Source organism: Thioalkalivibrio sp. (assembly GCF_041685615.1).
Lineage (GTDB): Bacteria > Pseudomonadota > Gammaproteobacteria > Ectothiorhodospirales > Ectothiorhodospiraceae > Thioalkalivibrio.
On sequence record NZ_JAWLFK010000004.1, the window covers coordinates 55,181 to 78,143 of the forward strand.

The 22,963-nt window shown below is 64.8% G+C and carries 23 protein-coding genes and 2 tRNA genes; 1 reads left to right on the forward strand and 24 read right to left on the reverse strand.

Going from position 1 to position 22,963, the window contains the following annotated elements; genetic code table 11:
• Positions 1-15: 15 nt before the first annotated feature.
• The 24 genes from rimP to rlmE form a co-directional block, all read right to left on the reverse strand.
• Entirely contained in the window at positions 16-486 is a 471-nt protein-coding gene (gene rimP, locus ACESLR_RS01500) for a ribosome maturation factor RimP (protein ID WP_373024034.1), read from the reverse strand.
• A 179-nt stretch (positions 487-665) separates the two neighbouring features.
• Positions 666-742, reverse strand: a tRNA-Met gene (locus tag ACESLR_RS01505).
• Between the two features lie 60 nt (positions 743-802).
• Positions 803-1,147 (reverse strand): DUF2818 family protein, encoded by a 345-nt coding sequence (locus tag ACESLR_RS01510; protein WP_373024033.1) that lies wholly within the window; start codon positions 1,145-1,147, stop codon positions 803-805.
• A gap of 3 nt (positions 1,148-1,150) precedes the next feature.
• On the reverse strand, positions 1,151-2,599 hold the full coding sequence (gene nuoN / locus ACESLR_RS01515; RefSeq protein WP_373024032.1) for an NADH-quinone oxidoreductase subunit NuoN: 1,449 nt from the start codon (positions 2,597-2,599) through the stop codon (positions 1,151-1,153).
• Positions 2,600-2,612: 13 nt separating this feature from the next.
• A complete protein-coding gene (locus ACESLR_RS01520) occupies positions 2,613-4,127 on the reverse strand; it encodes an NADH-quinone oxidoreductase subunit M (protein WP_373024031.1) in 1,515 nt (504 codons plus the stop codon).
• A 52-nt stretch (positions 4,128-4,179) separates the two neighbouring features.
• A complete protein-coding gene (gene nuoL / locus ACESLR_RS01525) occupies positions 4,180-6,186 on the reverse strand; it encodes an NADH-quinone oxidoreductase subunit L (RefSeq protein WP_373024030.1) in 2,007 nt (668 codons plus the stop codon).
• A 6-nt stretch (positions 6,187-6,192) separates the two neighbouring features.
• Positions 6,193-6,498 carry an NADH-quinone oxidoreductase subunit NuoK gene (nuoK, locus tag ACESLR_RS01530; protein ID WP_018141813.1) on the reverse strand — a complete coding sequence of 102 codons (306 nt, stop codon included), beginning with the start codon at positions 6,496-6,498 and terminating at the stop codon, positions 6,193-6,195.
• Between the two features lie 89 nt (positions 6,499-6,587).
• The gene (locus ACESLR_RS01535; protein WP_373024029.1) at positions 6,588-7,244 is read right to left on the reverse strand and encodes an NADH-quinone oxidoreductase subunit J; all 657 of its coding nucleotides are present in this window, start codon (positions 7,242-7,244) and stop codon (positions 6,588-6,590) included.
• Between the two features lie 15 nt (positions 7,245-7,259).
• A complete protein-coding gene (nuoI, locus tag ACESLR_RS01540) occupies positions 7,260-7,748 on the reverse strand; it encodes an NADH-quinone oxidoreductase subunit NuoI (protein ID WP_018146229.1) in 489 nt (162 codons plus the stop codon).
• A 10-nt stretch (positions 7,749-7,758) separates the two neighbouring features.
• Positions 7,759-8,823 (reverse strand): NADH-quinone oxidoreductase subunit NuoH, encoded by a 1,065-nt coding sequence (nuoH, locus tag ACESLR_RS01545; RefSeq protein WP_373024028.1) that lies wholly within the window; start codon positions 8,821-8,823, stop codon positions 7,759-7,761.
• Between the two features lie 12 nt (positions 8,824-8,835).
• Positions 8,836-11,235: an NADH-quinone oxidoreductase subunit NuoG gene (gene nuoG, locus ACESLR_RS01550; protein ID WP_373024027.1), complete on the reverse strand. Its 2,400-nt coding sequence runs from the start codon at positions 11,233-11,235 to the stop codon at positions 8,836-8,838.
• A 33-nt stretch (positions 11,236-11,268) separates the two neighbouring features.
• Entirely contained in the window at positions 11,269-12,549 is a 1,281-nt protein-coding gene (gene nuoF, locus ACESLR_RS01555) for an NADH-quinone oxidoreductase subunit NuoF (protein WP_373024026.1), read from the reverse strand.
• A gap of 1 nt (position 12,550) precedes the next feature.
• Positions 12,551-13,081, reverse strand: coding sequence for an NADH-quinone oxidoreductase subunit NuoE (gene nuoE / locus ACESLR_RS01560; protein ID WP_373024025.1), 531 nt, complete (start codon positions 13,079-13,081; stop codon positions 12,551-12,553).
• Positions 13,081-14,334, reverse strand: coding sequence for an NADH-quinone oxidoreductase subunit D (locus ACESLR_RS01565; RefSeq protein ID WP_373024024.1), 1,254 nt, complete (start codon positions 14,332-14,334; stop codon positions 13,081-13,083). Before ACESLR_RS01565 ends, nuoE begins: the two co-directional genes overlap by 1 nt.
• A complete protein-coding gene (locus tag ACESLR_RS01570; RefSeq protein ID WP_373024023.1) occupies positions 14,327-15,046 on the reverse strand; it encodes an NADH-quinone oxidoreductase subunit C in 720 nt (239 codons plus the stop codon). Before ACESLR_RS01570 ends, ACESLR_RS01565 begins: the two co-directional genes overlap by 8 nt.
• A gap of 17 nt (positions 15,047-15,063) precedes the next feature.
• Complete coding sequence (locus ACESLR_RS01575) at positions 15,064-15,540, reverse strand: NuoB/complex I 20 kDa subunit family protein (protein ID WP_012982122.1); 477 nt, start codon at positions 15,538-15,540, stop codon at positions 15,064-15,066.
• Positions 15,531-15,887 (reverse strand): NADH-quinone oxidoreductase subunit A, encoded by a 357-nt coding sequence (locus tag ACESLR_RS01580; protein ID WP_024326953.1) that lies wholly within the window; start codon positions 15,885-15,887, stop codon positions 15,531-15,533. The genes ACESLR_RS01575 and ACESLR_RS01580 overlap by 10 nt, the downstream gene beginning before the upstream one ends.
• Positions 15,888-16,151: 264 nt before the next feature.
• Positions 16,152-16,236: transfer RNA gene (locus ACESLR_RS01585), tRNA-Leu, on the reverse strand.
• Between the two features lie 22 nt (positions 16,237-16,258).
• Positions 16,259-16,639, reverse strand: coding sequence for a preprotein translocase subunit SecG (gene secG, locus ACESLR_RS01590; protein ID WP_373024022.1), 381 nt, complete (start codon positions 16,637-16,639; stop codon positions 16,259-16,261).
• Positions 16,636-17,403 carry a triose-phosphate isomerase gene (gene tpiA / locus ACESLR_RS01595; protein WP_373024021.1) on the reverse strand — a complete coding sequence of 256 codons (768 nt, stop codon included), beginning with the start codon at positions 17,401-17,403 and terminating at the stop codon, positions 16,636-16,638. Before tpiA ends, secG begins: the two co-directional genes overlap by 4 nt.
• 176 nt (positions 17,404-17,579) lie before the next feature.
• Entirely contained in the window at positions 17,580-18,920 is a 1,341-nt protein-coding gene (gene glmM, locus ACESLR_RS01600; protein WP_373024020.1) for a phosphoglucosamine mutase, read from the reverse strand.
• Complete coding sequence (folP, locus tag ACESLR_RS01605; RefSeq protein ID WP_373024019.1) at positions 18,920-19,813, reverse strand: dihydropteroate synthase; 894 nt, start codon at positions 19,811-19,813, stop codon at positions 18,920-18,922. Before folP ends, glmM begins: the two co-directional genes overlap by 1 nt.
• Before the next feature lie 99 nt (positions 19,814-19,912).
• Complete coding sequence (gene ftsH, locus ACESLR_RS01610) at positions 19,913-21,892, reverse strand: ATP-dependent zinc metalloprotease FtsH (RefSeq protein WP_373024018.1); 1,980 nt, start codon at positions 21,890-21,892, stop codon at positions 19,913-19,915.
• A gap of 42 nt (positions 21,893-21,934) precedes the next feature.
• A complete protein-coding gene (gene rlmE, locus ACESLR_RS01615) occupies positions 21,935-22,561 on the reverse strand; it encodes a 23S rRNA (uridine(2552)-2'-O)-methyltransferase RlmE (RefSeq protein ID WP_373024017.1) in 627 nt (208 codons plus the stop codon).
• Between the two features lie 67 nt (positions 22,562-22,628).
• Between rlmE and yhbY the strand changes: the two genes are divergently transcribed.
• A complete protein-coding gene (yhbY, locus tag ACESLR_RS01620) occupies positions 22,629-22,928 on the forward strand; it encodes a ribosome assembly RNA-binding protein YhbY (protein ID WP_373024016.1) in 300 nt (99 codons plus the stop codon).
• Positions 22,929-22,963 lie beyond the last annotated feature (35 nt).

A 22,963-nucleotide genomic window follows, 5' to 3' on the forward strand; every position in this document is an offset into this window, starting at 1 on the left:
GTAAGACAGCTGCCTTTACAGCTGTTCGAGGACCCGCGCGTTATGGATGGCGGCCAGTGGCAGCTCGTAGGCCATGCCGTCCACTTCCACTTCGATCATGGGATCGTCCACCGACAGCAACACGCCGCGGAAATTGCGGCGGTCGTGCTCCGGCCACGACAGGCGCACCTTCACCGGGTGGCCGATGTAGCGACGGAACTGCTCGGGGGTGAAAAGGGGGCGTTCCACCCCCGGGCTGGATACTTCCAGGGTGTAGTTGCCCTTCAGGATCTGCTCGACTTCCAGTACCGCGCCGACCTGTTCGCTGACGCGCGCGCAGTCCTCCACCGTGACGCCATTCTCGCCATCAATGAAAACCCGCACCACGGGCGGCTTGGACCCGGCATGGTACTCCAGCCCCCACAGGTCCATGCCCTCCCCCTCGACCACTGGGGTTAGCAGCGTATTCAGTTGTTCGGCCTTCTGCGACAAGGGCGTCTCGATCAACTCCGTCCCGTTTGCGGGACCCGGAAACAAAAAAAGGGCGCCGAACGCCCCTCGTACACCTCTGAAGATGACAGCGACACCGTGGGTGCCACGAGGCGCGCGGGAGCGCGGCCCAAGGGCGATACGCCAGCGGCGATCTCCCTTAACAAAAAGGCCCCGTACGGGGCCTCTCTGACAATTGGTAGCGGGGGCAGGATTTGAACCTGCGACCTTCGGGTTATGAGCCCGACGAGCTGCCAGACTGCTCCACCCCGCATCCGAGACGCAGAACTATACCAAAGCGCTGGCCAACCCCGCAAGGGATGACGGCGATTATTTACCGGGTGCGGCGCTCGCCGGTACGCAAATGCGGGCGCAGGTCGTAGCGCCAGATGAACCCCGGCAACGCGAACATCGCGAACACCGACAGAGTGATCACGTAGAACTCCCAGCCCTGCTCATGGATGCCGCCGGTCGCCTGGAACTCCAGGCCCTTTCCGATGGCACCCACCAGGAAGTAGAGCACGAGCCATTCGGCGATCCGGGTCCAGGGACCCTTGATACCGCTCTCCGGCAACACCATCAAACCGATGCGCTCGCTCAACCAGGGCAGGTTCGCGCTGATGAACGCGACGATCACAAACCCCCAGACCAGGGCTTCAAACGGAATCCACTGTGTCACGACTTATCCGATGATTGCGTAGTGAGTGAGTGACAGCAGAAGGCCCGGGAAAATTCCCAGCAGCAAAACCGCCAGCCCGTTGATGCTGAGCGCGGTGGCCAGCGCGCCGGACGGCTGTACCGGCTCCGCGGCCCCGTCCTGCGGGTCGTCGAAGAACATCATCTTGACCACGCGCAGGTAATAGAAGGCACCGATGATGGAGAAGATCACGGCCACAATCGCCAGCCACACGAGGTCCACGCCCACCGCGGCCTGGATCACCGCCAGCTTGGCATAGAAGCCGACCGTCGGCGGAACGCCAGCCATGGAGAACAGCAGTAACAGCATAATGAAGGCAAACCACGGGTTGCGCTTTGCCAGCCCCTTGAAGTCGTCGATCTGGTCGGCCTCATAGCCCTCACGCGACAGGAACACGATCATTCCGAAACCGCCCGCCGCAGTGATCGCGTAGACGATCACGTAGAACATCGCCGAGGCGTACCCGCTATCGGTACCCGCCAGGATGCCCATGAACAGGAAACCGATATGGGCAATGGTCGAATAGGCCAGCATGCGCTTGATGCTGGTCTGGGCAATCGCGATCACGTTCCCCACGGCCAGCGACAGCACGGCCAGGATGATCATCATGCCCTGCCAGTCGGCGTGCATCGGCCCCATGCCTTCCACCAGCAGTCGCATCAGGAAGGCGAAGGCCGCGATCTTCGGTGCGGTGGCGAGGAACAGCGTGACCGCCGTGGGGGCACCGTCATAGACGTCCGGGACCCACATGTGGAACGGCACCGCGCCCAGCTTGAAGGCGATTGCCACCACCAGGAACACCAGGCCGAACACCAGCGGAATGTTCAGGCTCTCGTCCGCCGCCACCAGTTCGGCCGCGATCACCGCGATGTCCAGCGAACCGGTCATGCCGTAGATCATTGACATGCCGTACAGCAGCAGACCGGAGGCCAGCGCACCCAGCACGAAGTACTTCATGGCGGCCTCGGTGGCCCGCGAGTTGTCGCGCCAGAACGCGACCAGCGCGTAGGACGACAGCGACAGCAGTTCCAGGCCCAGATACAGGGACAGCAGATTGTGCCCGGAGATCATGATCATCATGCCGAGCACCGCGAACAGGCCCAGCACATAGAACTCGCCCTTGTGGATGCCCCGCTCCATCAGGTACGGCCGGGAATACAGGAAGACCAGGAAGCTGGTCACGTACACCGCCACCTTCAGGATATCGGCCATCGGGTCCTTCACGAAGGTATCGGAGAAGGTCAGGACCGTCTCCGGACCCATCATCCACAGCGTCAGGCCGGCCGCCGCGACCAGGGTCGCCTGCACCAGGCCGTAGGTGATATCGCGCCGCGAATCCGGCAGGAACGCGTCGATCACCAGGATCAGGCACGCCATCCCGAGCACGAACATCTCGGGCACGGCAGGGAGGAAATCGGGGATCTCGAAATTCATGTCAGGCGTCCCTTCAGAGCTTCGACTGCGCGATATGCGCCACGAGGTGGTCGATGGTCGCGTTCATCACATCCAGCAGCGGGGCCGGCCACACGCCCAGCAGCAGCGTGAAGAAGGCCAGCACGCCCATCAGGAAGAACTCGCGGCGATTCATGTCGGACAGGCCCGCTACGTTGTCATTGGCCACCGCGCCGAAGATCACCCGCTTGACCAGCCAAAGGGTATAGCCGGCGGCCAGGATCAGGGTGGTCGCGGCCAGGAAGGCGATCCAGAAGTCCGCCCGGAACGCGGCCAGGATAACCATGAACTCGCCGACGAATCCGGATGTGCCCGGTAGACCGGTGTTCGCCATCGCGAACAGCACGAAGAACGCCGCGAACCACGGCATGGTGTTTACTACGCCACCATAGTCGGCGATCTGGCGACTGTGCAGACGGTCGTAGAGCACACCCACCGCGAGGAACATCGCCGCCGAGATGAACCCGTGCGAGATCATCTGCACCATGCCACCGGCGATTCCGAGCGAGGCGCCTTCCCAGTCACCGGTGTTGGAGTAGATGTAGAACGCGAGGAAGAAGCCCAGCGTCACGAAGCCCATGTGGGCGATCGAAGAGTAGGCGATCAGCTTCTTCATGTCGCTCTGGATCAGTGCGACCAGTCCGATGTAGACGATCGCGATCAGCGACAGCACGATCATCATCGTGTCCAGCACGGCGCTGGCATCCGGGGTGATCGGCAGGGAGAAGCGCAGGAAGCCGTAGCCGCCGATCTTCAGCATGATCGCGGCCAGGATCACCGAGCCGCCGGTGGGCGCCTCCACGTGCGCATCCGGCAGCCAGGTATGCACCGGGAACATCGGAATCTTCACCGCGAACGCCATGAAGAACGCAAGGAAGATCAGGATCTGCGCGGTCAGGCCAATCGGCAGGGCGTGGAAGTCCTGGATCAGGAAACTGCCGGACTGGATATACATCCAGATCAGCGCCACCAGCATGAATACCGAGCCCAGGAAGGTGTAAAGGAAGAACTTGAGGGTCGCGTAAACACGGCGCGGCCCACCCCAGATCCCGATCACAAGGAACATCGGGATCAGCATGGCCTCGAAGAACACGTAGAAAAGCACCGCGTCCATCGACGCGAACATGCCGATCATCAGGCCTTCCATCACCAGCATCGCGGCCATGTAGTAGGCGATGCGGTCCTTCACCGATTCCCAGGCGGCGATCACCACAACCACGGTGATCAGCGTGGTCAACAGGATCAGCGGCATGGAGATGCCGTCCACGCCCAGGTGGTAGTTCACATTGAACGCCGGGATCCAGGAGGCGAGTTCCTGGAACTGCATCTCGGCGGTGCCGCGCTCGAACATGAACCACAGCGGCAGACTGGCCACAAAGGTCCCCACGGCCACCGCGAGCCCGAGCCGCCGCGCCACATGGGGCGCATCGCGCCCGGCGACAAGCACCAGAAAGCCGCCGAGAATCGGCAGCCAGATCAACAGACTCAAGACAGGCCAGTCAGCAAACATGGTCGTTCCTTGAAACAGCGATGGGCTTCGAGCGCATGGGTATCGAAGCCGCTCAGATCACGAAGGCGAACATCAGGACCAGCAGGCCGATGATCATCACGAACGCGTAGTGGTAGAGGAAGCCGGACTGCATGTGGCGGATGCGCGACGAGATCCAGCCAATCGAGCGCGCGGTGCCATTGACCAGCAGCCCGTCGATAATCAGCGCGTCACCGTAGCGCCACAGCACACGGCCCAGACGAACGGTGCCGCCGGCGAAGAACCAGTCGTTGAAGCGGTCGAAGCCGTACTTGTCCTCAAGGATGCGCACGCCCAGCTTCAGGCGCCGGGCGATCACCGCGGGCAATTCCGGGCGTTTCATGTACAGGTACCAGGCGGTGGCCAGGCCGGCCATCGCCAGCCAGAAGGCCGGCAGCACCAGGCCGTGCAGCACGAAGCCGATCACCCCGTGGTAGGACTCGCCCTTGGTCTCCAGCACATCCTGTTCCGGCAGCACGAACAGGCTGTCGGCGAAGAAATCGCCGAACAGCATCGGGCCGATGAAGTAGCCGGCCACTACTGACGGGATTGCCAGCAGGATCAGCGGTACGGTCACCACCCACGGCGACTCCTTAGGCTGCAGCGGCGCGTGGTGCTCATCCCCGTGCTCCTCGTCGTGGTCGTCACCATGGTCGGGCATGTACTTGTGCGCCTGGTCATAGCGCTCCTCGCCGTGGAACACCATGAAGAACATGCGGAAGGTATACAGCGCTGTGACGAACACTCCTGCCAGGACCAGGATGTAGGCAAACGTCGCCCCCGGAATCTCGGAGTAGCCCACGGCCTCGATGATCGCGTCCTTGGAGAAGAACCCGGAGAAGAACGGGAAGCCGATCAACGCCAGCGAGCCGATCAGGGCGGTCACGTAGGTGATCGGCATGTGCCGGCGCAGGCCACCCATCGCGCGCATGTCCTGCAGGTGGTGCATCGCGATGATCACCGAGCCCGCGGCGAGGAACAGCAACGCCTTAAAGAACGCGTGCGTCATCAGGTGGAACAGGCCGGCGGCGTAGGCCGAGGCCCCCAGTGCGACCGTCATGTAACCCAGCTGGGACAGCGTGGAGTACGCGACCACGCGCTTGATGTCGTTCTGCACCAGGCCGATCAGGCCCATGAAGAACGCGGTGATCGCGCCAATAATCAGGATGAACGACAGCGCCGCCACCGAGAACTCGTACAGCGGTGACATACGCGCCACCATGAAGATGCCCGCGGTCACCATGGTCGCCGCGTGGATCAGCGCAGAGATCGGCGTCGGACCCTCCATGGAGTCCGGCAGCCACACGTGCAACGGCACCTGGGCGGATTTCCCCATCGCACCGATGAACAGGAAGATCAGCGCCAGATCCAGCAGGCCGAAGGTCCAGCCCGGCCAGATGGTGATGGTCGCCTCGCTCATCGACTGCCCTGCGGCGAATACCTCCGTGTAGCTGAGGCTGCCGGTATAAAAGACCAGCGCGGCGATCCCGATCAGGAAACCGAAATCGCCGACGCGGTTCACGATGAACGCCTTCATGTTGGCGTAGGTCGCGGTTGGACGCTTGTACCAGAAGCCGATCAGCAGGTAGGAAACGAGGCCCACGGCCTCCCAGCCGAAGAACAGCTGCATGAAGTTGTTCGCCATCACCAGCATGAGCATGGAGAAGGTAAACAGCGAGATGTACGCAAAGAAGCGCTGGTAGCCCGGATCGTCCTGCATGTAGCCGATGGTGTAGATGTGCACCATCAGCGACACGAAGGTGACCACGAGCATCATCATCGCGGTCAGGTTGTCCACCAGGAAGCCGACCTCGAACCGGATCCCGTCGGAGATCATCCAGGTGTAGATCGTCTCGTTGTAGATCCCGGCATCACCGAAGACATGGGCCCAGAACACCACCGCCGACAGGATGAACGATAGCGCCACCCCCAGAATGGTGACGGTGTGCGCCCCGGTCCGTCCGATCTGGCGGCCGAACAGGCCGGCGGCAATCGCGCCGAACAGTGGCGCCAGGACGATAAGCAGATAAATCGTATCCATGACCGGTTATCCCTTCATTGCGTCCATGTCCTGAACGTTGATGGTTCCGCGGTTACGGAACAGCAACACCAGGATGGCGAGGCCGATGGCGGCCTCGGCCGCGGCGACAGTCAGGATGAAGAACACGAACACCTGGCCCGCGAGGTCCTGCAGGAAGAACGAGAAGGCAATGAAGTTGATGTTGACCGCGAGCATCATCAGCTCGATGCACATCAACAGCACGATCACGTTTTTCCGGTTCAGGAAGATCCCGGCCACGCTGATGGAAAACAAAAGCGCGGCCAGCACCAGGTAGTGCTCTAGCGTAATCATGTTCTAGCCCTGAGTTCTTTGGGGGACGGCGACCGCCCCCCGTGTCCGGGTCCCGGCGCGCGGCCGGGATGCCTGTGTACTCGCTTTGCCTACTTCGCTTCTTCGTCGCCGTCCGGCGTGTTCGCCCCGGACCCCTGCGGCCTGCGGCGCGGAGCCTTCTTCTTTTCCGACGGCATGACGACCATGCGCACCCGGCCCTCGCGGGAGACCGCCATCTGCTTGCCGGGGTCGATGGACTTGTTATCGGGGCGCTTGCGCATGGTGAGCGAGATCGCGGCAATGATTGCGACCAGCAGGATCACCGCGGCGATCTCGAACGGAAACACGTATTCGGTGTACAGGATCGCGCCCAGCGCGTCGGTGTTGGCGTATTCGGGACCGGCGCGTTCGGGAACGTCCATGGTGATGTAGCGAGTAATCACCAGCACCAGCACGCTGGCCATGGCCAGTGCAACCACGATGCCCACCGGGAGGTACTCGGTGAAGCCCTCTCGGAGCTTGGCGAGATTGATGTCCAGCATCATCACCACGAACAGGAACAGCACCATCACCGCCCCGACATACACCAGCACCAGTACGATGCCGAGGAACTCGGCCTCTGCCAGCAGCCACAGCGCGGCGGCGGACACGAAACACAGCACCAGGAACAGCGCCGCATGCACCGGGTTGCGCACGCTGATCATCGCCAGCGCGCCCCCCAGGAGGAGCGCACCGAACAGGTAGAAAAGGACGAGCTCGAAGGTCATGAGGCGTTCCCTGCGTTACCGGTAGGGGGCGTCGACCGCGCGGGCCTGCGCGATCTCTTTCTCGAAGCGGTCACCAATGGCCAGGAGCTTGTCCTTGGTCATGATCTGCTCGCCCCGGTTCTCGAAGTGGTACTCGAACAGGTGCGTCTCGACGATGGAATCCACCGGACAGGCCTCCTCGCAGAAGCCGCAGAAGATGCACTTGAACAGGTCGATGTCGTAACGCGTCGTCCGGCGCGTGCCGTCGTCGCGCTCCTCGGAGTCGATGGTGATCGCCAACGCCGGACACACCGCCTCGCAGAGCTTGCAGGCAATGCAGCGCTCCTCGCCATTCGGATAGCGGCGCAGGGCGTGCAGCCCGCGGAAGCGTGGCGACATCGGCGTCTTCTCGTCCGGGTACTGCACGGTAAACTTGCGACTCAACAGGTAGCGCCCGGTCAGGCGCAGCCCCAGCAGCAGTTCGAAGAACAGGAAACTCTTGAAGAAACGACGCACGGCTTTCATCACGAACTCCTCAGGCGAACCACGGGCCAACGTTGAACGCGACCAGCCCACCCTCGACGAACAACCAGACGATGGTCACCGGGATCAGGACCTTCCATCCCAGGCGCATGATCTGGTCGTAGCGATAGCGCGGGAAGGTGGCGCGGAACCACAGGAAGGCGAACAGGAACACCGCCGTCTTGAACAGGAACCAGTGAACCCCATGACCCAGAAGTGACCCGATCACCGGCCAGTCGAACACAACGGCCGGCAGGATGCCCTGAAACGGTGACAGCCAGCCCCCCAGGAACAGGATCGCGGTCAGTGCCGAGATCAGGATCATGTTGGCGTATTCCGCGAGGAAGAACACCGCGAACGCCATGCCGGAGTATTCCACGTGGAACCCGGCCACGATCTCGGACTCGCCCTCCGCGACGTCGAAGGGAGCGCGGTTCGTCTCCGCGATCCCGGAGATAAAGTACACGAAGAACATCGGCAGCAGCGGCAGCAGGAACCAATGGTACATGCTCCCCGACTGTGCCTCGATGATGCCGCCCACGTTCAGGGTGCCGGCGGCCATCAGCACGCCGACCAGGGCGAAGCCCATGGCGATCTCGTAGGACACAAGTTGCGCGGCCGAGCGCAGGGAGCCCAGTAGTGCGTACTTCGAGTTCGAGGCCCAGCCCGCGATAATGATCCCGTACACCCCCAGCGAGGTCAGGGCGAGCAGGTACAGCAGGCCCGCGTTCACGTTGGCTAGCGCCCCACCCTCGAAGAACGGAATCACCGCCCACGCCGCCAGGGCCGGGGCTATGGTCAGCACCGGGGCACTGAGAAAGAGAAAGCGGTTGGCATTGGTCGGGAGGATGACCTCCTTGGTCAGCAGCTTCAGGGCGTCCGCAATCGGCTGCAGCCAGCCCCTCGGCCCGACCCGGTTGGGGCCCACACGCACGTGGGCGTACCCGATGACCTTGCGCTCGGCGAAGGTGGTGTAGGCCACGGCCAGCATCAGCGGGATCACGATCAGCTGAATGCCGATCAGGATCTGCATGACCGTCGGCAGGCTGTGGAAGAGGTTCATCATCCAGTCGAACATGTCTTAAGTTCCTCAGGCCCGCGCCAGCGCGACCGTCGTGTTCGGCAGGCCAAGCGCCCCCATGGCCGCGGAACCGGCGAAGGTCACGGCCAGCCCCGGCGGCACCGAGTCGTCCAGCAGCAGGGTCAGCTCCGTCTCGCCCTTGCCCTGGCGCAGCCGCACGCGACTGCCGTGGGCATGCCCGCCGGCCGAATCGGGATGCACCAGCACGCTCTCGGCGAGCAGCCCCTCGGGGCTGGCCTGCAGGGGCTCGGCGCGGCGCAGCAGCGGATCGCCACTGTAGAGGGCCGCCGCCTGCACGCGATGCAGGCCGTCACCGGCGCTGGCCTCGGGCAGTTCCACATGCACCTTGTTAAGGTTGACGCTGGTATCGAAGCTGGCATCCGCCAACTGGCCCTTCAGTTCGTCCCGCACCGCAGGCGAATCCAGGTAGTCGAAGCCCCGCTGATCGAGCAGGTTGCCGAGCACGCGCCAGACCTTCCAGCCCGGTCGGGCCTCATCCGGTGCCCGCGAGGCGGCCCGGAAGCTCTGCCAGCGGCCCTCGGCGTTTACGAAGGTTCCGGAATGCTCGAAGCTCGTGGTCACGGGCAGCAGCACGTCGGCCACGGCCTCCATCTCGGCATTCACGAAGCTGGTCAGCGCGACCACCAGACCGGCCCGCTCCAGTGCCGCGCGGAAGGCCACCGGATCGGCGCCATCCCGCCCCGGTTCGAGACCGGCGATCACGAAGGCATCGCGACCCTGCTCGATCATCTCGGCGGCATTCGCGCCCAAGGTGTCCAGTCCTGCACCACCCGGGCCGCGATGCGGGAGGGTGCCGGCCAGCCAGGCACCGGCGGCATTCCCGCCCGGCGGCAGGTAGCCCAGGCTCGCGCCGGTATGCTTGGCGATCCAGCCCGCCAGGGCACGCAGGGTGGCAAAGGTCGGCCCGTTGATGGCGGCGGCCCCCAGCAGCACATGGCCCTGCTTGCCGTCCAGCAGCGCCCGCGCCGCACGCTCGAAGGCCTCGCGGGTGGCGGCGTCGTCTGTCTCGGCCGCTTTGACAATCTTTTCCAGTTTCTTCGGTAGCGCCTTGCCGGCCGCTGCGACCTGCCCGGCAATCCCTGCCAGCGCCAGGACCTGGTCCTGCGCGTTACCAACCAGCTGCGCCTGTACCGGATAGGTCAGCTCCAGCAGCATGTCGTTGATCAGGCTGACCTGGGCCCCGCGCGAGGCGGCCTTGCGCAGGCGATGGGCGATCAGTGGCTGCTCGCGGCGCGGGTTACTGCCGACCAGCAGCACGGCATCCGCGTTTTCCAGATCGCCGATCGCGGCACCCAGGTAGGGGAACAGCGGCGCGGCCGCCTCGTCGCGGAAATCGCGCTGGTTCACGCGGTGGTCGATGTCGGTCACGCCCATGCCCCGCAGGGCCTTCTGCGCCAGGTAGTGTTCCTCAAGCGACAGCCCGGGCGACAGCAGGGCCCCCACTCGCTCCGGAGCGACCTCTTTCAGGCCCTCGACGGCATAGCTCAGCGCCGTCTCCCAGGAGACCTCCTGCCACTGCCCGTCAACCTTGATCCGCGGGCGGGTCAGGCGGTCCTCGGCATACAGGCCGGTGTAGCTGAAGCGGTCGCGGTCGGAGATCCAGGTCTCGTTGACGGCCTCGTTCTCGCGCGGGACAACGCGCATCGCGCGGCCTTCGTCGGTATGCAGGAACAGGTTCGAACCCACGGCATCGTGCGGGGCGATGGTGGCGGCCTGGGCATATTCCCAGGCCCGCGCGCCATAGCGCGACGGCTTGGCGGTCAGTGCGCCCACCGGGCACAGGTCGATTACGTTGCCCGACAACTCGTGCGCCACGGTCTTCTCGACGTAGGTGCCGATGCGCATGTGCTCGCCGCGGCCGGTTGCGCCCAGCTCGCGCACCCCGGCAATCTCTTCGCCAAAGCGGACGCAGCGGGTGCAATGGATGCACCGGGTCATCTCGGTCTCGATCAGCGGCCCGATGTCCTTGTCTTTCACCACGCGCTTGGCTTCCGTGTAGGTGGAAACGCTCTCGCCGTAACCCATGGCCACGTCCTGCAACTCGCATTCGCCACCCTGGTCGCAGATCGGGCAGTCCAGCGGGTGGTTGATCAGCAGGAACTCCATGGTTCCCTTCTGCGCGCGCAGCGCCAGCGGGGACTGGGTGTAGACCTTCATGCCGTCCATCACCGGCGTGGCGCAGGCCGGCAGCGGCTTCGGCGCCTTCTCCACCTCGACCAGACACATACGGCAATTCGCCGCCACCGACAGCTTCTTGTGGTAGCAGAAGCGCGGGATGCGGATATCGGCATCATCGGCAACGTCGATGAGCATGGCACCCTTGGGCGCCTCCACCGTACGGCCGTCAATCTCGATGCTGACCAGATCCTGTTTCTGATCCTGACTCATGCTCGATTCCTGATGCGATGGCGCGGTAGAGCGTCAGGCGGCGTCTGCCACCGGGCTCCGGCCGTGCTGGATGTAATGTTCGAATTCGTGGCGGAAGTGCTTGACGAAGCTGCGCACCGGCATGGCGGCGGCGTCGCCCAGGGCACAGATGGTGTGCCCCTCGATCTTGCTCGCCACGTCGTCCAGGCGTTCCAGGTCCTCGGGACGCCCCTGGCCCTCGACGATGCGGCACAGCATCCGGTAGAGCCAGCCGGTCCCCTCGCGGCAGGGCGTGCACTGGCCGCAGGACTCGGAGAAATAGAAACGCGAGATCCGCTGCAGGGCCTTCACCATGTCGGCGGTCTCGTCCATTACGATCACCGCGCCGGAACCCAGCATGGACCCGGCTTGGGCGATGGAGTCGAAGTCCATGTTGGCCTGCAGCATCACGTCGCCCGGCACCACCGGCACCGACGAACCGCCCGGAATCACGGCCTTCAACTTGCGCCCGTTCAGCACGCCGCCGGCCATTTCGAGCAGGTCCTTGAACGGGGTGCCCAGCGGGATCTCGTAGTTGCCCGGCTTGTTCACATGGCCGGACACGGAAAACAGCTTTTCACCGCCGGATTTGGGTACGCCCAGATCCGCGAACCACTGACCGCCGTTACGGATGATGGACGGGATCGAAGCCAGCGATTCGGTGTTGTTGATCGTGGTCGGCTTGCCGTACAGGCCGTAGTTCGCCGGGAACGGCGGCTTGAATCGCGGCTGGCCCTTCTTGCCCTCCAGCGACTCGAGCAGCGCCGTCTCCTCGCCACAGATGTAGGCGCCCGCCCCCAGGGACGGGTGGAGATCAAAGTCCACTCCGGAGCCAAAGATGTCCTGCCCGAGATAGCCGGCGTCATAGGCCTCTTGCAGGGCGGTTGTAAAGCGGGTGTTCACCTCGTCCATGAACTCGCCGCGCATGTAGTTGTAGCCCACCGTCGCGCCGATTGCGTAGCCCGCGATAGCCATCCCCTCGATCAGGGCGTGCGGGTTGTACATCAGGATCTCGCGATCCTTGCAGGTGCCGGGTTCGGATTCGTCCGAGTTGCACACGATGTATTTCTGTCCGGGGGTATTGCGTGGCATGAACGACCACTTGAGCCCGGTCGGGAACCCGGCGCCGCCGCGGCCGCGGAGGTTGGAGGTCTTCACCTCCTCGATCACGTCCTCGGGGGCCATCTTGCCCTTGTACACCTTCTCCAGCGCCTGGTAGCCACCCACGCTCTTGTACGTCTCGAGCGAGGCGGGATCTTCCAGGTAACGCGTGGCAAAGCAGATCTGGTTGGCCATGCTACTTCTCCAGACCGTCGAGGATCTCGTCGACCTTTTCGGGCGTGAGATTCTCGTAGTACTTGTGGTCCACCTGCATCATCGGGGCGCCGCAGCAGGCCGCCAGGCACTCCTCTTCCAGCTTCAGGTAGAACTTGCCGTCGGGGGTGCTCTCGCCGCGCTTGATGCCCAGGCGGTTTTCGATGTGCTCGATGATGGGCTCCGCGCCGCGCAGCATGCACGATATGTTGTTGCACACCATGATGGTGTGTTTGCCCACCGGCTCGAGCTCGTACATCGAATAGAACGAGCCGACTTCGTAGACCGCGATGGCCGGCAGATCGAGGTATTCGGCCACGGCGTCCATCTTGGCCGTGGAGAGATAGCCGTCCTCGTGCTGCACCGCACGCAGGGCGCCCAGCACGGCCGAGCGCTTCTGGTCGTCCGGATAGCGCGCCAGCCAGGCGTCGATCTCTTCGCGCTCGTGATCGCTCAGCTCGACCTTCTTGCCGGCCGGCTTGTGGAAGGCAACGGTTTTCTGTTCGGCAGCCATCAGCGGTCGATCTCCCCGAAAACGATGTCCTGGGTCCCGATGATGGCGACCACGTCGGCCAGCATGTGGCCGCGCGCCATCTCGTCCAGCGCGGACAGGTGCACGAAACCCGGCGGACGGACCTTGAGACGGTAGGGCTTGTTGGACCCGTCCGAGACGAGATAGACCCCGAACTCGCCCTTCGGGTGCTCCACCGCCGCATAGGCCTCGCCTTCCGGCAGGCACATACCCTCGGTGAAAAGCTTGAAGTGATGGATCAGGGCCTCCATGTCGGCCTTCATCTCCTCGCGCTTCGGCGGGGTGATCTTGTGATCGTCCAGCAGCACCGGGCCGGAGTTCTGGCGCAGCCAGTCCACGCACTGGCGAATAATCCGGTTGGACTGGCGCATCTCCTCGATGCGCACCAGGTAGCGGTCGTAGCAGTCACCGTTGGCACCCACCGGGATATCGAAGTCGAGCCGGTCGTAGACCTCGTAGGGCTGCTTCTTGCGCAGATCCCACTCGATGCCCGAGCCGCGCAGCATCGGGCCGGTAAAGCCCAGCTGCTTCGCGCGATCCGGATCCACCACGCCGATCCCCACCGTGCGCTGCTTCCAGATGCGGTTGTCGGTCAGCAGGGTCTCGTATTCGTCCACGCAGCCCGGGAAGCGCTCGGTAAAGGCCTCGATGAAGTCCAGCAGCGAACCTTGGCGGATCTTGTTCAGGTCGTCCACCACGTCCTGGGACTTCCAGGCGGAGGGCTGGTACTTCGGCATCGTGCCGGGCAGGTCCCGCGCGACGCCGCCCGGACGGTAGTAGGTCGCGTGCATGCGCGCACCCGAGACCGCCTCGTAGCAGTCCATCAGATCCTCGCGCTCGCGGAAGGCGTACAGGAACACCGCCATTGCGCCGATATCCAGCGCGTGGGCACCCAGCCACATCAGGTGGTTCAGGATGCGGGTGATCTCGTCGAACATCACCCGGATATACTGCGCCCGCAGCGGGGCCTCGATGCCCAGCAGCTTCTCCATGGCCAGCACGTAGCCATGCTCGTTGGCCATCATGGACACGTAGTCGAGGCGGTCCATGTAGCCAATCGACTGGTTGTACGGCTTGCTCTCGGCCAGCTTCTCCGTACCGCGGTGCAGCAACCCGATGTGCGGGTCGGCGCGCTGCACGACCTCGCCGTCCATCTCCAGCACCAGGCGCAGCACGCCGTGGGCCGACGGATGCTGTGGCCCGAAGTTCAGGGTGAAGTTGCGAATCTCAGGCATTCTCGGCTCCTTCGCCCGGCTTCTCGCCCTCGCTGTAGCGATGGTCGTCGCGGATCACCTTGGGCACCAGGACGCGTGGCTCGATGGTCACCGGCTGGTACACCACGCGCGCCTGCTCGGCGTCGTAGCGCATCTCGACATGCCCGATCAACGGGAAATCCTTGCGGAACGGATGTCCAACGAAGCCGTAGTCCGTAAGGATGCGGCGCAGGTCCGGGTGGCCGGAGAACAGGATGCCGAACAGATCGAAGGCCTCGCGCTCGAACCAGTTGGCCGAAGCCCAGACCTCGACCAGCGACTCGACCTCGGGAAATTCCTCGTCATCCAGCCAGGCGCGCATGCGCACGCGACGGTTGTGTTCCACCGACAGCAGGTGGGCCACCACGGTGAAGCGCGGACCGTCCCAGTTGGAATCTTCCGGTGCGTCGTCGAAGGTGAAGCGCCCGGAGGTCGCCGCCTCCACGCCGCGCGAGAACCCGGTATTGGTGGCCGAGTCCGTGCCCCATTCGTCCTGACCGTATTCGAGGTAATCCACCCCGCACAGGTCGATCAGGATCTCGAAGCCCAGGGAATCGCGGAGCTTCTCGCCCGCCGCGCGCCAGGAATCAGGTGCGATATCGACGGTGATCTCGTCGTTCGCCTCGTGCAGGCTCTCCAGGGCATCGCCCAGTTCCGCCCGCAGGACGTCGATCCAGTTGTCTTGTTCAACCATCTGAAACCCCGGGTGCGTCAGCGCGCGATGGTGTTCGTGCGCCGAATCTTGTTCTGCAGCTGGATGATGCCGTAGAGCAGTGCCTCCGCCGTTGGCGGGCAGCCCGGCACGTAGACATCCACCGGCACGATGCGGTCGCAGCCGCGCACCACGGCGTAGGAATAGTGGTAGTACCCGCCACCGTTGGCGCAGGACCCCATGGAGATCACCCAGCGCGGCTCGGGCATCTGGTCGTAGACCTTGCGCAGGGCCGGGGCCATCTTGTTGACCAGCGTACCGGCCACGATCATCACGTCCGACTGACGGGGACTCGGCCGGAAGATAATTCCAAAGCGGTCGAGGTCATAACGTGCCGCACCGGCATGCATCATCTCCACCGCGCAACAGGCCAGACCGAAGGTCATCGGCCAGAGCGACCCGGTGCGGGCCCAGTTGATGAGCTTGTCCGCCGAGGTCGTAACGAAGCCCTTCTCCAGAACGCCTTCTATTCCCATTCCAGCGCCCCCTTCTTCCACTCGTAGATGAAACCGACGACCAGAATGACAAGAAACAGGGCCATCGCAAGAAGCCCGAACAGGCCAATGGTGTCTAGCGACACGGCCCACGGGAAGAGAAACGCGATCTCGAGATCAAAGATGATGAACAGGATCGCGACGAGGTAGAAACGGACATCGAACTTCAGCCGCGAATCCTCGAAGGCCTCGAAACCACACTCGTACGGCGAGTTCTTCGCCGCATCGGGCTTGTTGGGCCCGACCGCCATACCGACGATCAACGGCACAATGCCGATCACGATCCCTACTGCGATGAACAGCAGGATGGGTAGATAACCTTCCAGCATTTCTCTCTCCCGTACGCCGCCTCGGGCGGGCAGGTTCGCGAGGCGTCGCGTGGATCGGGCGCGCCGGCGAGCCGTTCAGCGTTGCTGGTTGAAAGCGCGGGTACGGGTCGGTCTCGCAGGGGCGAGACAGGGCCGCACACCGGGCACGGAGTCTAGGTGATGCCCAAAAACAGTGTCAAGTATTCGCTATTTTGTAAGTCACTGTTTTTATTGTTATTTAGCCCGGGACCCAACACACGTTCAGAACCCGGGCCAACCCAAATTTGGTGCAGATGGTGGGACTCGAACCCACACGGCTTGCGCCACTACCCCCTCAAGATAGCGTGTCTACCAATTCCACCACATCTGCCAATTGCTACAAGGGCTCCATGTCAGTCGGGAACGTCGGCCGGCCGGCCCGGTTCCGGGGTATCTCCGGCGGGTTCGTCACCCGGGTTCACTTCGCTCGGAAGGTCCGGCGGACCATCGCCTTCCTCTTCCGTGGCCTCCATCTGGTCCAGCAGGCTCTCGGCCTCGGGGCTGGACGCGGCGAGATAGGCCAGCGTCAGACTGTTCAGGAAGAACACCACAGCCAGCACGGCGGTCGAGCGGCTCAGGAAGTTGGCCGATCCAGCCGCCCCGAACACCGTCGCCGAGGCCCCGCTACCGAAGGCAGCGCCAGCGTCAGCGCCCTTCCCGTGCTGCATCAGGATCAACGCGATCAGACCGATCGAGGCCGCGATCTGGACGACCAGGAGCAGGCCGTAAATCATGCTGTGGCTCGCTCGCCCGCGGCGCGGGCGATGGCGGTGAATGCGTCCGCGTCGAGCGAGGCTCCTCCGATCAGGCCACCGTCGATGTCCTCCAGTGCCAGCAGGCCGGCCGCGTTGTCGGCCTTCATGCTGCCGCCGTACAGGATACGCAGGTCCGCGGCAATACGCGGGTCGCGACCGGCAACCCGATTGCGGATGAAAGCGTGCACTTCCTGAGCCTGCTCCGGCGTCGCGGTCAGGCCGGTGCCGATGGCCCAGACGGGCTCATAGGCGATGACCGCGCGTTCGAATGCCTCGACACCGGCCGCGTCCAACACCGCGTCCAGCTGCTCGGACACCACGGTCTCGGTGCGGCCGCCTTCGCGATCGGCCTTCTGCTCGCCGACACACAGGATCGGCGTCAGCCCGGCGGCCTGCGCCGCGACGAACTTGGCGGCCACCCAGGTGCTGTCCTCCTGCTCGCGTTCGCGGCGTTCGGAGTGGCCGACGATCACGTAGCGGCACCCGACCTCGGCCAGCATGGAGCCGGCGAGTTCGCCGGTGTAGGCACCCTTTTCCTGATCCGAGCAGTCCTGGGCGCCCACCGCGATGGGGCTGCCGGAGAGCTCGCTGGCAATCTCGGCGAGGTAAACCGCGGGCGGGCACACCGCCACGTCCACGCTCCGGATGTCGCCCAGGCTGCCCTTCAGGGCGGACAGGAGCGCGCGATTCGCGTCCCGCGAACCGTTCATCTTCCAGTTTCCGGCGACCAGCGGCATGCGCATGCGGATCTTCCTCCTGCGATCGGCCGGACCCCGCGGATAGACGGGGTCCGATCATGATGATTAGAGCGGCGGGATGTTACCGGCGCACCGGGAGCAAATCAACCAAGCGAGCGCCCGGCGCCGGGACCGGGCATTCCACGGCAGGCGGCAGGGCGACGCCCGAGCGACGGCTCGGATCAGATTGCGGCGCGAATGCTGTCCGCGATGCGTTCGGCGGCTGAGCGGGTTTCGTCGGCATCCTCGCCCTCGACCATCACTCGCACCAGGGGTTCGGTACCCGAGGGGCGCAGCAGTACGCGGCCGCGCTGGCCGAGCTGCCCCTCCACCGCGGCGACCTGAGCACGCACCGGATCGGCCTCGAGACAGCCAGCCGCGGCGCCACTAACGGGCACATTGATCAGACATTGCGGGAGCTTGGGAATGGCCGCCGACAGCGCCGACAGCGGCTGGCCCGTACGGTGCATCAGGTGCGCGACCTGCAGCGCGGCGACGGTGCCGTCCCCGGTCGTGGTGTGCTCGAGACAGACGATATGGCCCGACCCCTCGCCGCCTAGGGTCCAGTCCCGGCGACGGAGTTCTTCGAGCACGTAGCGATCCCCGACCCTGGCGCGCACGAACGGGATACCGGCTGCGCTAAGGGTCTGTTCCAGACCCAGATTGGTCATCAGGGTCCCGACCACGCCGCCATCGAAGCCGCCGGCCTGCTGCCGCGCGAGGGCGAGGATTCCGAGGATCTGATCGCCATCGACGACCGTGCCGTCGGCGTCGGCCAGGATCACCCGGTCGCCGTCACCATCCAGCGCGATACCCAGGTCGGCCCCGGTTGCCCGGACCTGTTCGGCGACCTTCTCCGGGTACAGCGCGCCCACCCCCTCGTTGATGTTGTAGCCATCCGGGCTGACCCCGAGGGTCTCGACACGGGCGCCGAGTTCCTCGAACACGTGCGGAGAGACGTTGTAGGTCGCCCCGTGGGCGCAGTCGATCACGATCTTCATGCCGCGCAGCTCGGAGCGCGCCGGGATCGCACTCTTGCAGAACTCCACATAGCGCCCGGCCGCATCGGCAATGCGCACCGCCTTGCCCAGGCGTGCGGCGTCGATCGGCTGAGTCGGCTGGTCCAGCCGGGCCTCGATAGCAGCCTCGGTCGCATCCGGCAGCTTGTCGCCCTCGGGCGTGAAGAACTTGAACCCGTTGTCGTGAAACGGATTGTGCGAGGCGCTGATCACGATTCCCGCCGTGGCGCGGAAGGTGTGCGTCAGGTAGGCAATGGCTGGCGTAGGCATCGGCCCCAGCAGCGCAACGTCCAACCCGGCGGCGGACAAGCCCGCCTCCAGGGCCGACTCGAACATGTAGCCGGACACACGCGTGTCCTTGCCCACCAGCACCGGGCCCTGGCACTGGCCATTCTCGCCCAGCACCTCGCCCACGGCGTAGCCCAGGCGCAGCGCGAACTCCGGCGTCATCGGCCAGTCCCCGGTGCGCCCGCGAATCCCGTCGGTTCCGAAATACTTCCCCATCAGTTCCCTCGATTGTCCTGCTCGTTGCCACCAGCCGCATTCAGTACCGAGTATAGCGCCAGAGCATCACGGGTCGCCGAGACGTCGTGCACACGCAGTACACGCGCCCCGGCCTGCGCGGCCAGCAGGGCAGCAACCGCACTGCCCGGATCCCGCTCGGCGACCGGGCGGTCGCCCAGCAATTGCCCGATCATCGATTTACGCGAGACCCCGACCAGCAGCGGCAAACCGGCGGCCGCCAGGCGTGGTAGCCCGCGAAACAGCGCAACGTTGTGCTCCAGGGTCTTCCCGAAGCCAAACCCCGGATCCAGCAGGATCTGGCCACGCGGCACCCCGGCCGCCATCAGCTCGGCGGCCCGCTGGTCGAGGAACGCACCGACCTCGGCCACCACGTCGTCGTAGTGCGGCGACCGCTGCATCGACTGCGGCTCGCCCTGCATATGCATGGCACAAACCGCCACACCACGCTCGCGGGCGGCCTCCACCGCAACAGCCAGGGCCCCCTCGGCGCGAAAGCCATTGACATCGTTCAGCAGCCCGGCCCCCGCAGCCACCGCTTCGCGCATCAGCGCCGGCTTCATCGTGTCCACCGACATCGGCACGGCAAGTTCCGCATGCAGGGCCTCGATCACCGGCAGTACGCGACGGCGCTCCTCCGCGGGCGGTACCGGCTCGGCACCGGGGCGCGTGGACTCGCCGCCAATGTCGAGGATGTCGGCGCCCTCCGCGACCAGGGCCCGGGCACGCGCGAGGGCCTCGTCGACCCGGGCGTACTGGCCACCATCGGAGAACGAGTCGGGGGTCACGTTGAGGACACCCATGATGCGCGCCTGCCCGAGACCCAGGGTGCGCTCCCCGCATTGCAGGACAGCTTGGTCAATCGGCACGGTCATTCTCCCGAAGAGCCCAACGAAAAAGGCCGCCAGGCAACGGGCCTGGCGGCCTGATACCGCGACCGGAACCACACCCGGTCACGAGCGGGACGAGCCCGGTCAGGACTGCGGCGCGGGGCCGCCCACGACGCCCTTGTTGTCGTCATCCCTGCCACTGGAACCGTCGCCCGAACCACCCTCGGCTTCCGGGGCGCCGGCTTCGGCATCGTCACTAGCCTGCGGGGAACCGCCGGAACCACCGCCACTGTCCCAGTCGGCCGGCTCGCGGGGTTCCCGCCCAGCCATGATGTCCTCGATCTGCTTGTCGTCGATGGTCTCGTACTTCATCAGCGCCCCGGCCATCGCGTGGAGCTTGTCGATGTTATCGACCAGGATCTGCCTGGCGTGCTGATAGTTCGCATCGATGACGTAACGGACTTCCGCGTCGATCTCGCGCGCTGTCTCGTCGGACATCGGCTTCGACTTGCCCATCTGGCCACCCAGGAAGGGATGCCCCTCCTCCTCGCCGTAATCCAGCGGACCCAGCTTGTCCGACAAGCCCCACTTGGTGACCATATTGCGGGCGATCTGCGTCGCGCGCTCGATGTCGTTCGAGGCACCGGTGGTGACCTTTTCATTGCCGAAGATGATCTCCTCGGCCAGACGCCCGCCGAACAGGCTTGCCAGCTGGCTCTCCAGGCGCGTCCGGGAGTGGCTGTAGCGATCCTCCTCGGGCAGGAACATGGTCACGCCCAGGGCCCGTCCACGCGGGATGATGCTGACCTTGTACACCGGGTCATGCTCCGGCACGGTCAGGCCGACGATCGCGTGCCCGGCCTCGTGGTAGGCCGTCAGCTTCTTCTCGTCCTCGGACATCACCATGGACTTGCGCTCGGCGCCCATCATGATCTTGTCCTTGGCGCGCTCGAAGTCGGACATGTCCACCAGGCGCTTGTTGGAACGGGCCGCGAACAAGGCCGCCTCGTTGACCAGGTTCGCGAGATCCGCGCCGGAGAAGCCCGGCGTGCCACGCGCAATCAGGTCGGGACGCACGTCATCGGCGATCGGGGTCTTCTTCATGTGGACCTTGAGGATCTGCTCGCGACCGCGCACATCCGGCGGCGGCACCACCACCTGACGGTCGAAGCGCCCTGGGCGCAGCAGCGCAGGATCGAGCACGTCGGGGCGGTTGGTCGCGGCGATCACGATAATCCCCTCGGTACCTTCGAAGCCGTCCATCTCGACCAGCAGCTGGTTCAGGGTCTGCTCGCGCTCGTCGTGACCGCCGCCCATGCCGGCGCCACGCTGGCGCCCGACGGCGTCGATCTCGTCGATGAAGATGATGCAGGGGGCGTGCTTCTTGGCCTCGGCGAACATGTCCCGCACCCGCGAGGCGCCCACCCCGACGAACATCTCGACGAAGTCGGAACCGGAGATACTGAAGAACGGCACCTTGGCCTCGCCGGCGATGGCCTTGGCCAGCAACGTCTTGCCGGTACCCGGCGAGCCGACCATCAGCACGCCGCGTGGGATCTGGCCGCCCAGCTTCTGGAACTTCGACGGGTCACGGAGGAAATCGACCAGCTCGGTCACCTCCTCCTTCGCCTCGTCACAGCCGGCCACGTCGCCGAACCCGACCTTCACCTGATCTTCCGACATCAGCTTGGCCTTGGACTTGCCGAAGGACATCGCGCCCTTCCCGCCAGCCCCGCCGCCCTGCATCTGGCGCATGAAGTAGATCCACACGGCGATCAGCAGCAGGATCGGGAACCAGCTAATGAGGATGCTCATCAGCAGTGAGCGCTCGGCTTCCTCCTGGGCATTCACATCCACGTTGTTCTGCAGCAGGTCGCCGATCAGACCGGGGTCATTCGGGTTCACCGTAGTGAACTCCTGGCCCTCGAGGTCGGTGCCCTTGATCTTCTCGCCCTCGATGGTGACGTTGTCCACGCGGCCACCCTGCACATCGCGGATGAACTCGGAGTAGGTAATACTCCGCACGTCCTGCGTCTGTTGCTGCGGGCCGAAGTTGTTGAAGACAGACATCAGGACGACGGCAATCACCGCCCAGATAATCAGGTTCTTGGCCAGACCGTTCAAAACGACACCTCGAAAAACATCAATCGTCAGTTGCGGGGAGCTTTACACATCCCGGGGCTCGCGCGCCAATACATACACTTCCCGTGACCGTGGCCGCGAGGCCTTCGGCTTGCGCACCTTGACCGATCCAAACCGGCGGCGGACCTCGGTCAGGTAGGCGTCCGAACCCTCCCCCTGAAAGAGCTTGACCAGAAACGCCCCCCGGGGGTTCAGAATCTGGGTGGCCAACTCCAGTGCCAGTTCACAAATGTGGATCGAGCGCGGCTGATCCACGGCATCCGTACCGGTCAGGTTGGGGGCCATGTCGGAAAGGACAAGGTCGGCGGGTTCGCCCCCGAGGGCCGCAAGGATCGCCTCCAGAACGGCATCCTCGCGGAAGTCGCCGGTCACGATCTCCGCGCCGGGGACCGGGTCCATCGGCAGGATGTCCGTGGCGACGAGCGCGCCCTTGCGACCAATCTTCCGGGCAGCGTACTGGGTCCACCCGCCGGGAGCCGCGCCCAGATCCACCACGCGCATCCCGGGCTTCAGCAGCCGGTCGCGCTCGTCGATCTCCTGGAGCTTGTAGACCGCGCGCCCGCGGTAGCCCTCCTGCTGGGCCCGCTGGACGTAGGGGTCGTCGAAATGCTCCTTCAGCCAGCGCTGGCTCGAGCGGCTACGCTTCGGCATGCCCGGTCCTCGCGCCAGGGCGCGGCGTGCTACAATTTCGCGGTTTCAACACCGAAAATGGCCTCCCGTGAACCTCACCGACGCGCAACGGCGCCATCTGCGCAGCCTCGCCCACCCTCGCAAACCCATCGTGACCATTGGCCGCAATGGGCTGACCGACGCAGTACTCGTGGAGCTGGAGCAGGCACTCACCCACCACGAACTGGTCAAAATCCGGGTGAACATCGGCGACCGCGAGGCCCGCAACGGGGCCGTGGAAGAACTGTGCGAACGCACCGGCGCCGAGCGAGTGCAGCGCATTGGGTATGTGGCCACCCTGTTCCGGCGCAACCCGGACGACCCCAAGGTCTCGCTGGACCCGGCCTGACGGCGCCGCCCCGCCCCGCAAACGGGCGCGACCCG